The organism is Maribacter hydrothermalis (assembly GCF_001913155.1).
Lineage (GTDB): Bacteria > Bacteroidota > Bacteroidia > Flavobacteriales > Flavobacteriaceae > Maribacter > Maribacter hydrothermalis.
In genome coordinates this window covers 2,811,615-2,824,627 of the sequence record NZ_CP018760.1, presented here as the reverse complement: position 1 = coordinate 2,824,627, position 13,013 = coordinate 2,811,615, and the positions used below count along the sequence as shown (strand labels likewise).

The following is a 13,013-nucleotide window of genomic DNA, read 5'->3' as shown; positions in this document are numbered from 1 at the left end:
TCTATGTAATTAGGTACCAAACCGCTTATCATTCTTATTTTTTAAGATATTTTGCCATTAGATCTTTAAGATTTAATCTCGCATCCAGTTCTATAAACGAATAATACATGGAAATAAGTATAACAACGCTACCAATACTGTAAGACCAAACTGGAGAAAATAGTTTAGTTGTTAGTAAACAAACAATTGCAAGTAGAAATTGTAATAGGAAAATCTTTACTACGGAAGGGGTGAAATTAAAATTATATTTGTTTTTAGTAATGGTATAAATTTGAATTAAGTATACAAAATAAGAGAGCAGATAAGAAATCCCTAAACCTGCCAAGCCCCAATAATAATACCCCACCAGATTTAAAATTAAGGTATAGATATTCGTTACTAGCTCATTCCAAAAAAATAGTTTGCTTGCTCCTTTTGCGATAAAGAAAAAGGCTACTACCCAAGCAGCCACTTTAAAAAACATACCTATGGCCGCCCAATAAATCATTTCTTTAATGGGTATAAACTCAGAGGAATATAAAATAGTTATAATCCAATCTACAAATACGAGGAATACAATAAGTACAGGGGCTAAAATTAATATAGCTATTTCGGCTTGCTGATTAATTAAATCCACCGCTTTTTCATTATCGTGTACTACCGCGGACAGTCTTGGAAAATAATCCGTTTCCATTGCCGTAAAGAGTAACCCTACGTAAGTTGAAATAATTGCGATACCCGCGTTATATAAACCTACATCTTCAACGCCGCCATTATTATTAATGAATATTCTAATTACATAAGAAACTCCTAAAACCATAATACCGCTTATGCTCAGCATAAAACCCATTATTAGCATGCTTTTACCTTTTGTCTTAGTTTCCTTGAAAGAAACAGGAACCGGAGTGGTTTTTACCTTTTTGGTGAAATAAAAAGCTACTAAAAACCCTAGAATAGCCGTAAAAATCATTGCCGGTACAATACCATCAACGCCCATATAATAATAAATAGGCACTGAAACCAATAAGCCCGATGCTGCTCCAATTACATTTGCTTTTGCCAAATACTTTAGTTTTCTAAGACCCTGTAAAAAAACAAAGCTCCCACTAGTTAATTGGTTTAATAAAAGAGTTATTGATAACCAAACGAAGGCAATGGTATAATCTTTATTACCAAAGGTCAGCTCACTTAGAAATGGTGAAAGTATTATAGTTAAAATAGCACCAAAAATACCTGTATACCAAATCCACCGTTTAACGATAACTATGGTTTTAGATAACTGTTTTTCATCCCCTAATTCAAAAGCCACTGCAATTTCCTTAACTGCGCTTATTCCCAATCCAAAGTTGGTTAATGAACTTATTAATTTGGTGGTAGACATGATCAACCCTAGAATTCCTATACCGGCCGGACCTAATAGTATGGCTAAAATTTTAGAACGTCCTATTGATATGATAATGTTAAAAACTTGTACCCCACCAAAGATGGACGTAGCTTTCATTATCTGTCTATAGCTATTTTTACTACTATTTTGAGTCACTTTATACGTTTTATACCAATTATAAATATTGAATGCCTTGCTGCTTTTACTATATTCCTTGCTTTTACAGCAACAACATTACCATGAAATGGCTTAATTAAAACTATTATTTGGTATTTAATTCGTTAGTGTCCAATTGTATTTTGGAAGCGTCATTAGTAACGCTATTATTTTTGTCACTCGCCAAAAACTTCAATTTTGTACTTCTGTTTTTCGCAAGAGTTTGGTTATTAAAGGAAGTATGAGATTCATTTTTAGTGTTTGATCTCATTAAATTTATAACACGCCCTTCTTGCTCATTACCATTAGGTGTAAGCTTAGTTCCCGAATATGTATTCGTTTTTAAATTTTGTAATTCTGCATCTAAATTTTCTTCTTTAAATTCTTCAAAAACACTTAAAAAAGGTAAAAGATATAACAAGCAACCAAAAACAACTACAACTATTATGTGTAAATTAATTGGTAGTCCATTGGTTAAAAATGTTATTGTAATTAATGTAATGTTACTTACTACAAGCAGCAAAGTTGCTTGTTTATGATTAAGCCCTAGTCTTAATAAGCGATGGTGAATGTGATTACTATCTGCCACAAAAGGGCTTTTCTTTAGTTTTATCCGCACAATGAAAACACGTAATAAATCGAATAAAGGATAGGATAACATAGCCAACAATAGAATCGATGAATTTTCGGAGTTATACTCTTGAACAACATTCGGATTAATATTCAAGAATTTTATTCCTTGATAGGCCAATAAAAAACCTACTATCAACGAACCGCAATCTCCCATAAATATTTTATGGTCTTTTGAAAAATTATACTTTAAAAAACCAAATAAAGACCCAATTAAAACAGCCGATAATAAAGTCATCATGTAGTTATTTGCCATGAAAAAAGCTATACCAAACCCTAAACTGGCCAAAATTGAAATTGAAGCTGCTAAACCATCTATTCCGTCAATTAAATTGACTGCGTTTATAACTAAAATAAAAACAAAAATTGTAAAAAACACCGATACAAAAGAAGTTAACTCCCCTATACCCAATAAACCATGAAAATCGGTTATTCTAATATTTTGTAAAACACAAACCATAGAAACCGCAATCAATTGAATAACCAATTTCTTTTTTGGTGTCATTAAGACCAAATCATCTTTAATACCTAAAAACAATAAAATAATGGTCGCAGAAAGCAATGAAAGTAGATGGCTTAAATCTGAAACTGTATTATTTAAAAAAGGAACAAATAACAAAAGGGTCAAGGAAAATGTTATAAACAACCCCATCCCACCTAAATTAGGAACTTTATTGGTATGCACCCTTCTTTCCTCTGGTTCGTCCATAAGGTTTTTGGTTTTTGAAACATAAATAATGACAGGATACAAATTAAACCTTGTTGCCATTACAAATGCTACAATTGCCGAAATAACAGTTAAAAAAGGTAAACTGTAAAGCATTTCTTGGATGGAATCCATTTAGTAAATAATTAATTTATCATAAAAATCACCATTAAGATTTATATGAAATTGGTTTATGTTTGGTTCTAAATATTTTAATTAATGAACATGTAAAATTTGGGACAACAAAAGGCTCTAAACCAATTATTAAGTTAAAATTAATACGTAAATCATTAAATTTTAGGTTCTATCGTTGTGATGCAAGCAAAATCGTTGTTCGGTATAATCCCCTATACCATTTGGTTAATCGATATAATGCAATTTAATATATGTACACTATTAAAAACTTGGACCACTTATTTTATAGATGAGTTCGATTACAAATTCAAGCGGGTTATCTATAAAACAATATCACACGCTCTTTAATAGGCCCAAGTGTTATCTTCATTCTTAATTAAAACCTACTGATACACCAAGCTGCCCCAAAAAAACTACGTAAATACTTAACTTTACCAACCTTAAATAATTACTCGCATTTGTATACAATTATTGACATAGAGACTACCGGAAACGGTATAAAAGGAAATAGAATAACTGAAATTTCCATATTTAAATATGATGGTCATGACGTTGTTGACGAATTCACTTCTTTGGTAAACCCAGAATGTGAAATACCGGCCTTTATAACCGGATTAACAGGTATTGATAATGATATGGTACGTAATGCACCGCTTCTTGAAGAAATTATTCCAGAGATTGTAGCGATAACATTGGACACCATTTTTGTTGCCCATAGTGTCAATTTTGATTACAACGTCATTAAAAACGAATTTAAACTTCTTGGTCACGATTTCTCAAGAACAAAACTATGTACCGTACGTTTATCTAGAAAATTACTACCTGGCTACAACTCTTACAGTTTAGGAAAATTAACAACAGCTTTAGGTATACCTTTAACGGACAGACATAGAGCTAGAGGAGATGCCCATGCCACAGTATTACTATTTCACAAACTATTACGGGCAGAAAATGCAGAAAGCGTATTTAAGCAATTTTTACATGCGAAATCTCAGGAAGCAACCCTTCCTCCAGGGCTACCAAAAGAGGAATATAAAAAATTACCTACAACAGCTGGAGTATACTATTTTAAGGACAGAAAGGGAAAAATTATTTATGTAGGGAAAGCAAAGAACATTAAAAAACGAGTTTTAGGTCATTTTTATGACAAAAAAACAAAAGAGATTTCCCTTTGTGCGGAAACAACGTCTTTAGATTATGAAGAAACAGGAAACGAACTTATTGCGTTATTAAAAGAATCTGCCGAAATAAAACATCATTATCCTAAATACAATAGTGCTCAAAAAAGGACTATTCAACAATATGGTATTTTCAGTTATGTAGATCGTAATGGCATTATACATTTGGCTTTTAATAAACTAAAATTAACACCCAATCCGGTTGCAATTTGCTATAGTCCTACAGAAGCAAGACAGTATTTAGAAACCATGTGTGATGCTTTTGAACTATGCCCTAAATATTGTCACTTGCAAGAAAACGTAACCACCTGTTCCCATTATAAAATAAGACAATGTATTGGAGTTTGTTCTGATTTAGCTTATGTTAAAGAATATAACGAACGTGTTACTAATGCATTACGCGATGCAAAAGAAGTTCAATCTACCCTAGTTATTAAAACAAGTGGCCGTACAACTGACGAGCATGCTTTTGTAATGATTAAAGAAAACAATTATTCCGGTTACGGATTTGTTCCCACAGAAAATACCATAGAACACATTGAAGACCTAGAACTATTTATTATTCCCCAGAAAAACACTTTAGAAACGCAGCGTATTGTTGAGAGCTACCTTAGAAAAAATCCAAATTCACTTTTCTACGTTACCTAGTAATTAAATGATTATTACGGATTACTCATTCATTTTCTTATACATTTTTATAACAAAAAGCAACCATGCAATAAAAACAATGGAAACTAAGACTGAGTATAGCAAAACAAATTCCATTACTTCTTATACTTTAGGTAATTCATAAAACCAAGAATAGTCGGCGCCCAAAATGCAATAAAAATTGCATCAAGTTTTTTGCCCGATAAAAAGAGTATTTCAGAAACAATAATTATAGATATTACTACAACAAGCATAATAATATTCATTAATCCAATTCGTTTTACAAAATTCTTAAACATATCTAAATTTGAAGGAATTTAAATATATGAATAAATAAACATAACTTAATTTATTACCTATAAGTAATTATAAGGTTGTAGGGCATATATAAGCTGTTTTCTCTAAATCTTCGTTCTTAAGGGCACCATACCCTCCTTTTACATCAATAAGATTATGAATGCCTCTACTTTTTAAAATAGAAGAAGCAATTACGGAACGGTAGCCCCCTGCGCAATGCACTAAAAAGTCTCCATCTTCAGGAAATTTCGATAAATGCTTGTTCAGCTCGCTTAATGAAGTGTGTTCGGCACCAACTAAATGTTCACTTTGGTACTCACTATCTTTACGGACATCAAAAACAGGAAGATGATCTTTGTTTATCAACTCCGTAGCTTTAGATGCTGTTATTGAAGTTATTTGGTCAATGTCTTTACCGGCATCAAGCCATGCTTTAATTCCCCCTTTTAAATACCCAATAGCCGCATCGAACCCTACCCTTGACAATCTTGTAATGGCTTCTTCTTCTTTCCCCTCAGGAATCACTAATAAAAGAGGTTGTTTTGTATCGGCAATTAAATCGCCTACCCAAGGTGCAAAATCACCGTTTAGGCCTATGAAAATGGATCTAGGAATATGTGCCTTTACATAATCGTCTTGGTGTCTAACATCTAACACCAATGCTTCAGTTTCATTGGCTGCAAGTTCAAATTCGTTTGGAGAAAGGGCTTGTTTACCTCTATCTAGCACATCATCGATATCTTCATAACCTTCCTTATTCATTTTCACATTTAAAGGAAAATATTTTGGTGGGGGTAATAAACCATCGGTAACTTCTTTAACAAACTCCTCTTTAGTCATGTCTGCCCTAAGCGCGTAGTTCATCTTTTTTTGATTACCCAAACTGTCCACTGTTTCCTTCATCATGTTCTTACCACATGCAGAACCTGCACCATGTGCAGGGTATACAATTACGTCATCTGCCAACGGCATAATTTTAGTTCGCAAACTGTCGAATAAGGTTCCTGCTAATTGTTCTTGTGTCATATCCGCAGATTTCTGAGCTAGATCTGGCCTCCCAACATCGCCTAAAAACAACGTATCACCAGAGAATATGGCATGGTCTTTCCCATTTTCATCTTTCAACAAATAGGTAGTGCTTTCCATCGTATGCCCTGGGGTATGCAATACTTTAAAAGTAAGTTTACCCAGTTTAAATTCTTGTCCGTCTTTAGCAATTATAGCTTCGAAAGTAGGTTTTGCCGTAGGCCCATATATAATAGGCGCACCAGTTTCTTTAGAGAGTGTAACGTGGCCACTAACAAAATCGGCATGAAAATGAGTTTCAAAAATATATTTGATTTTCGCCTTATCATTTTCAGCTCTTTTCAAATAAGGGCTAACCTCACGCAACGGGTCTATAATTGCTACTTCACCATCACTCTCTATATAATAAGCACCTTGCGCTAAACACCCTGTATATATTTGCTCTATATTCATAAAACACCTTTTTTTATATTTTTAACTAAACCTTAAATCAAGGCCCGATTAATTCAACTTTAATTTTTGACGTGCCGTTATACTATTTTCATAAGCAACTTTGGCTGCTAATAATGAAACTTCATTAGGATTATCGAAAAAATCAACAGCCTCTTTCGTTTTTACGAATAAAAACTCGCGCTGTAACTCTTCTATAATTCCTGTATTAAAAATAATATCTCTTGTAGGCCCTATAGCACCTGCAATATAAAATTGCAAACCTCTTTCACGAATATCATGAATAAGCTTAGAAAGCATATCTGCTGCAGTGGCGTCTATATAATTAATTGCTTCTGCGTTCAAAATAATCCCTTTTAATTGGGGCCCCTTAGCTCTTATATGTTTTAATAACTGCTTTTTAAAATACGCTGAATTACCGAAGTATAATTGCGAATCGAACCTAACAATTAATAAATCATTACGTACGATAACCTCATCTGCAAATCGAATTACATTTTTGTAGTAATCTGAATCGCCAATATTACCAATTTCGACAAAATGGGGTTTAGAAGTTCTATACACCATTAGTAATAATGAACATAATACCCCAATTAAAATACCTTCCGTAATCCCTACAAATAGGGTAATGAAAAAGGTGATAAGCAATATAAAAAACTCATCTTTTCTATTGTTCCATAAAATTTTAAAATACTGCACATCAATTAATTTCACCACTGAAACCATTATAATACTAGCTAAAATTGCATTAGGCAAATATTGAAAAACCGGAGTTAAAAATAGTAGGGTAAGCACCACTAAAACAACACTAAACATTGCCGATAAATTAGTTTTAGTCCCGGCGTCGTAGCTTATTGCAGATCTCGAAAAACTTGCCGTAACCGGGAACCCTTGAAATAATGAACCAACAATATTTGAAGAACCCAAAGCAATTAATTCTTGATTTGCTTTAATAGTATCTTCTCCTGTCTTATCCTCAATTGCTTTGCCAATAGAAATAGCCTCTAAATAACCAACAAGTGCCAAAGCTAATGCAATGGGCCATAATTGCCGCACATCTTCAAAATCTACCGTTGGCATTACTAAGGACGGTAAACCGCTAGGAACACTCCCAACTAATTTTACCCCATAGCTTTCCATCTTAAAAAAGTAAACCGCTAAGATGCCTAAGACCACAATTATTAATATACCAGGAATATTTTTATTCCATTTTTTAATCCCAACTAACAAAACAATACCCAGTATACCTAATCCAAAATCAAACCAATTAACGTTTCCCAATTCATAAAAAACATAACGTATTGTTTGATAAATTTTATTACTATTTGAAACCGATATCCCTAAAATATGCTTCAATTGGCTTAGAACGATAATAATTGCAGCTGCGGAAGTAAATCCGCTTATAACCGGCTTGGAAAGAAAATTAACTAAAAACCCCATACGAAGTATTCCTAGCAGTAGTTGAATAACACCTACCATAAGTGCTAAAACCATTACCATTTTAATGTAATTCTCAATTCCGGTAATGGTCAAGGTGCCAAGACCAACGGCAATTAATAAAGAATCCATTGCTACAGGACCAACGGCTATTTTCCTAGACGTTCCTAAAAATGCGTAGGTAAGCACAGGAAATAAAGCAGCGTATAATCCGTGTACCGGTGGTAGTCCTGCAATCATTGCATACGCCATACCTTGGGGCACCAATACAATACCCACGGTAAGGCCGGCCAACAAATCTTTTATGAAGTAAGCTTTCTTATAGGTAGAAACCCATTCTAAAAAAGGAAAAATGTTTTTCACACGGTAAATTTAATCATTAAAAAGGGCAATAAATCAGTTTTTGCCCCAAACCCTTATTGGTTTAAAAGTCTGTTGAATTCTAAGGCTTTCTCAACCCAAAAATCAAGATCATCTTCGGCATCAATTCCGTCAGGACCAACAAATAAAAAACCACGTAAGGGCTTGCCCGTAAAATCCATTGGTTTGCTACCTGTTTTAGTAAGCAATACTTCATAATTGAGTTTCCCAACACGCACCATCAACTTATCTTCTTCGCTTTTTTTATCGAACATAATGCCCAAACACATTTTACCATTTACCATAAATATGAGTCCGCCCATCATTTTTTTCTCCTCCAATTCGCCTTTTCCCTTTAAACGTGGTCTTACCCTATCTGCCAAATACTCGCTATATGCCATTATTCAGAAATTATGTTTTTCCAGTTCTTTGTAAACAACTTCATTTGAAATTGTTTCTACATTGCCCTGGTAGATTTTACCTCTTAGTTTCCCCACGGTATGTGCTTGCAAATCGACTTTATGGTTGGCATTCAATAGTTCTTTCAATTCCTTTTCAAAGTCTAAATTGGATGCCAGCCATTGCTCCTCTTGTTCCTTAGAAAGTAGTAAAGGCATACGAGGTTCTTGCAATTTAGGGTTATTGTGAATTTTAGCCATCATTCCATTACCTACGGTAGTAACAATTGAAAAAGAATGGATTGTTCCGCCATGATCTGGGTTTATCCATTCCGACCACAAAGCAGCTAATACTAGAGGAACATTATCTTTTTGATGGATAAAAAACGGATAGGTATCATTATTAAAATGGTGATGTTCGTAAAACCCATCAACATAAACAACACACCTTTTTTCAGCAGCAGATTCCCTAAATGCAGGTTTTTCAAAAATGGTTTCTACCCGTGCGTTCAGCGTACTGTTCCATATTTTTTTCTGCTGCTCCTCACTTTTAACCCAATGCGGAATTAAACCCCATGTAGCTACCACAGGATAAAAAGGGTCTTCACTGGTATACATTAAAACATCGGGGTGTGAAAATCCTGAAACATGATGCAATGGCAAGTCTGTAAGCGGAGCTAGTTTTTCAATAATCTCCTCAATTGCTTTTAAATCTTGATTTTTTTGCGCCCGTTTTAATTGCGCCTCTAAACTGGCCTTAATATCGTAACACATTTATTTTAAAAATTAAAAGAGAAAATATCCGACAAGCATTTTAAACTTTATTAACGGTGAAATTACATAGGCTTTAAGGATACTTTAAAAGCTGTTGAATTATTCTTAAACGCTAAAAACCCTTCAGATAAATCTTTTTGTTCTACAGCATACGGATAAAAAGTTATGGGTTCTATACAAACCATATTAGGTACTTCTGTCCAAAGCATAAAATGATTAAACCCTACGGTGGAAATTTGAAGTTTTTTTTCATCGTTTAACGTAATAACATTGGTATTAGGCACATATAATGCTCTACTACCAACAGCCATAACCTCATCAATGGAGATATCTTTATTTTCGGTTGAAATCACTGCATTTGTAGTATGTAGCATAAATGCTGGATGGTACCCTAACATAAAGGGCATACCCTTATCCCCTGTAATTGAAAACGTAACCGTTAAGGCATTATCTTTTAATTCGAATGACTTTACAAATTCAAAATTATATGGCCAACTCAATTTTTCTTCGGTGGATTTAGCCGGATACTTTGAATTTAAAACCGTAGTATTAGCCTTATATGTCTTTACAAAAACTGCTTTATTAGCTGAGCTTTCCTTTAGTGAATATTTCATTTCCCTAAGTAAGCCATGTTGGTCTTGAGTAGCAAACCCTTTTGGTGTGTTTATTTTAAAATCAGCTTCGTTTGTTGGACCAATAATTGGAAACATTTCGGTATCTACACTTCGCCATCCGGGATTCCCTTTTTGGTGCATAAACTCATGACCTGAAACTTGGTAACCCACCAATTCTCCCGCTTCAATTGTTACTTGGTGATTTCCAACTTTTAATATGGATATTTTACTCATTTATTAATCTATAAATTAATAGTGCCGTTCTTTTCGTTAGTGCTTCAATGGTATTTAAATTAACGGTCTCTTCTGGAGTATGGGCCGCATTACCCATAGTTCCTAAGCCGTCAAGGCAGTCTACATATTCCGCAACGAACGATGTATCTGCAGCGCCTCTTTTGCCGGGGTCATAAGCTATAACCTCTCCTTGATTTAAATCTAAGCTTACCTTGTTCAATTTCTTTAGTAATTCGTGATTACCTTCTGTAGGTTGCATTGCAGGATAGCTATCCTCAAAAGTTACCGTTGCAGAAGTATGCGGTAAATTTTTCGAAACCACTTCTCTCATTTTATCGCGCGCGCGCTCTTTTTGTTCTTCAGATATAAAACGTAAACCGCCACGAACCTCAGCTTTTTGAGCCACTACATTCGTTTTACCAAAAACAGTTCCTTTACTGGTCATTTCATCAAACTCTACAAAAGTACCGCCGAGCAATGTTCCTGGGTTAAACGTTAACAGGTCTTCCCCTTTTACATCCGTATAAAAACCGTTTAAGATTCTTGACATTTCAAAAATGGCACCTGCACCTGTATTTTCGCTAAAAATACCCGACGAGTGAGCTCTTTTTCCTGCTACCTCAACTTTCCAATCAGACGAACCTCTACGAGCTACTGTGGCATAATTAAAACCCGTTGAAGTTTCAAAACCTAAAGCTATATCACTTCTTTTAGCAGCTTCAATTAAATCATGTCTACTTTTCTCTAAAGGACTTCCAGTGCTTTCTTCATCACCCGTAAAAGCAACTATTATTTGTGCGTCATGTAAAAGTCCGTTTTCTTTTAAGGCTTTTAAAGCGTAAAGAACAATAACATCTCCCCCTTTCATATCATTACCCCCTGGCGCATGAGCGATGGAATCGTTCACCATTTCAAAAGTTTGAAACGGACTATCTTCTTCAAAAACCGTATCTAAATGACCTATTAATAATAGCTTCTTGCCTTTTGTGCCTTTTATTTCGGCAAATAAATGTCCGGCTCTATTCATTTCTTCGGGCATAGGGGTCCAAGTGCTTTCAAAACCTATATCCTCAAATGCAGTAGCAAACTCTTTCCCTACTTTTTCAATTCCTTTTAGGTTTAATGTACCGCTGTTAATATTTACAACTTTCTCTAAAAATGAAATTGCCTCGGCATTATTCTGTTCAATGGATTTCACCACCTTCTTTTCATTTTTTGAAAGTTTCTGTGCATTGATACCTGTACATAAAAACAGGGTAAAAAAGCTAAGTAGTAATTTTTGATGCATGTGGTTTGTTTTACATCAAATTTACCAAAAACGGGTTTAAACAAAGATTAAATATGAAATAAGCTGTCGAAAAAGTACTACTCGAACCTAATAGCTTTCACAGGAGTAATTCTCGTAATAATATATGATGGAATCAAAAGCATCAATAAACACAATAACAATACACCCGCATTTAAAAGTAGAATAGTCCAAAGGTCTATACTTACCGGAATGTACTCAATATAATATTCTTTGGGGTTTGGAAATTTGAATACTCGAAACTTTTCTTGCATAAAAATAATACCCAGTCCAATAACGTTCCCCCAGAATAAGCCAATAACAATAAGGTAGGCCGCGTTGTACAAAAACACCTTACGAATACTCCAATTTGTAGTTCCCAATGCTTTTAAAATTCCGATCATTGGGGTACGCTCTAATATGAGTACCAGCAAGGCTGTTATCATATTAATACCACCTACGATAATCATGATTCCTATAATAAGGGCAATATTAAAATCGAACAACCCTATCCATTCAAAAATCTTGTAATACTTATCTTTAATTGTTCTATTATCTAATGTTGAAAATGTTTTTGACCTAATTTCAATATCCTTTTCATCAATATCATCGAAACTATTAAGAAAGACTTCAAAACTACCAACTTCGGTATCTTCCCATTTATTCATACGCTGTATGTGGCGTATGTCCGTAAAAATATAGAGTTCATCAATTTCTTCAAATCCACTATCGAATATACCGGTTATTGTAAATTTGCGTTGGTTTGGTAATTTATCTATCGTATCATCCCGCAGAAAAAAAGTAAAAAAAGAGTCTCCAACCTTAAGGTTTAAACGATTAGCCATTATTCTAGAAATCAGCACATCAGAATTCAAATCACCCGAATAGTCTGGCAAAACACCCTCAATTAAAAACTCATTAAACGGTTTCCAATTATAATCTTTACCGACACCTTTAGCTATAATCCCTTCAAAAGTTTCTTCTGTTCTTATTATGCCAGCTTTGGTAGCGACCGCTTGTATGTGAACAATACCGTTCACACTTTTAAATTCTGGGTAAAAATCTTGTACCGTACTTACGGGTACTACAGAGACCTCAGAATTATTATTATCGTAATTATATATTTGAACGTGACCATTAAATGCAGTTATCTTTTCTCGGATTTTCTCTTTTAATCCTAATCCGGTAGCAATGGCAATCAACATCATAACCACACCAATTGCAATTGCTGCAATGGCTATTTTTATTATTGGTGCGGATATACTAATTTTATGCTCCTTACCTTTTATAAGCCGTTTGGCGATAAAATATTCTAGATTCAA

At 34.1% G+C, this 13,013-nt stretch carries 11 protein-coding genes; 1 reads left to right on the top strand and 10 read right to left on the bottom strand.

Features of this window, described 5'->3' with window-relative positions; all coding sequences use genetic code 11:
* Window positions 1-34 precede the first annotated feature (34 nt).
* Window positions 35-1,519 (bottom strand): O-antigen translocase, encoded by a 1,485-nt coding sequence (locus BTR34_RS12035; protein WP_197496146.1) that lies wholly within the window; start codon window positions 1,517-1,519, stop codon window positions 35-37.
* Window positions 1,520-1,625: 106 nt separating this feature from the next.
* On the bottom strand, window positions 1,626-2,990 hold the full coding sequence (locus BTR34_RS12030; protein ID WP_068483775.1) for an MraY family glycosyltransferase: 1,365 nt from the start codon (window positions 2,988-2,990) through the stop codon (window positions 1,626-1,628).
* A 458-nt stretch (window positions 2,991-3,448) separates the two neighbouring features.
* Between BTR34_RS12030 and BTR34_RS12025 the strand changes: the two genes are divergently transcribed.
* Window positions 3,449-4,816, top strand: coding sequence for an exonuclease domain-containing protein (locus tag BTR34_RS12025; RefSeq protein WP_068483774.1), 1,368 nt, complete (start codon window positions 3,449-3,451; stop codon window positions 4,814-4,816).
* A gap of 116 nt (window positions 4,817-4,932) precedes the next feature.
* On the opposite strand, the gene BTR34_RS12020 is transcribed toward BTR34_RS12025, so the two are convergent.
* From BTR34_RS12020 to BTR34_RS11985, 8 genes are all read right to left on the bottom strand, one after another.
* A complete protein-coding gene (locus BTR34_RS12020; protein ID WP_068483772.1) occupies window positions 4,933-5,115 on the bottom strand; it encodes a hypothetical protein in 183 nt (60 codons plus the stop codon).
* A gap of 67 nt (window positions 5,116-5,182) precedes the next feature.
* On the bottom strand, window positions 5,183-6,592 hold the full coding sequence (locus tag BTR34_RS12015) for an MBL fold metallo-hydrolase (RefSeq protein WP_068483770.1): 1,410 nt from the start codon (window positions 6,590-6,592) through the stop codon (window positions 5,183-5,185).
* Between the two features lie 48 nt (window positions 6,593-6,640).
* Complete coding sequence (locus BTR34_RS12010) at window positions 6,641-8,389, bottom strand: SulP family inorganic anion transporter (RefSeq protein WP_068483768.1); 1,749 nt, start codon at window positions 8,387-8,389, stop codon at window positions 6,641-6,643.
* 53 nt (window positions 8,390-8,442) lie between these two features.
* Window positions 8,443-8,787, bottom strand: coding sequence for a TfoX/Sxy family protein (locus BTR34_RS12005; protein WP_068483765.1), 345 nt, complete (start codon window positions 8,785-8,787; stop codon window positions 8,443-8,445).
* A 3-nt stretch (window positions 8,788-8,790) separates the two neighbouring features.
* On the bottom strand, window positions 8,791-9,558 hold the full coding sequence (locus BTR34_RS12000; RefSeq protein WP_068483763.1) for an SOS response-associated peptidase: 768 nt from the start codon (window positions 9,556-9,558) through the stop codon (window positions 8,791-8,793).
* 62 nt (window positions 9,559-9,620) lie between these two features.
* On the bottom strand, window positions 9,621-10,406 hold the full coding sequence (locus BTR34_RS11995) for an aldose epimerase family protein (protein ID WP_068483761.1): 786 nt from the start codon (window positions 10,404-10,406) through the stop codon (window positions 9,621-9,623).
* Entirely contained in the window at window positions 10,399-11,694 is a 1,296-nt protein-coding gene (locus BTR34_RS11990) for a M20/M25/M40 family metallo-hydrolase (RefSeq protein ID WP_068483759.1), read from the bottom strand. Before BTR34_RS11990 ends, BTR34_RS11995 begins: the two co-directional genes overlap by 8 nt.
* A gap of 77 nt (window positions 11,695-11,771) precedes the next feature.
* Complete coding sequence (locus BTR34_RS11985) at window positions 11,772-13,013, bottom strand: ABC transporter permease (protein ID WP_068483757.1); 1,242 nt, start codon at window positions 13,011-13,013, stop codon at window positions 11,772-11,774.

Coding starts and splice junctions, on each gene's coding strand:
- BTR34_RS12030 (WP_068483775.1), bottom strand. CDS start 2,990: ATGGATTCCATCCAAGAAATGCTTTACAGTTTACCTTTTTTAACTGTT.
- BTR34_RS12020 (WP_068483772.1), bottom strand. CDS start 5,115: ATGTTTAAGAATTTTGTAAAACGAATTGGATTAATGAATATTATTATG.
- BTR34_RS12015 (WP_068483770.1), bottom strand. CDS start 6,592: ATGAATATAGAGCAAATATATACAGGGTGTTTAGCGCAAGGTGCTTAT.
- BTR34_RS12005 (WP_068483765.1), bottom strand. CDS start 8,787: ATGGCATATAGCGAGTATTTGGCAGATAGGGTAAGACCACGTTTAAAG.
- BTR34_RS12000 (WP_068483763.1), bottom strand. CDS start 9,558: ATGTGTTACGATATTAAGGCCAGTTTAGAGGCGCAATTAAAACGGGCG.
- BTR34_RS11995 (WP_068483761.1), bottom strand. CDS start 10,406: ATGAGTAAAATATCCATATTAAAAGTTGGAAATCACCAAGTAACAATT.
- BTR34_RS11990 (WP_068483759.1), bottom strand. CDS start 11,694: ATGCATCAAAAATTACTACTTAGCTTTTTTACCCTGTTTTTATGTACA.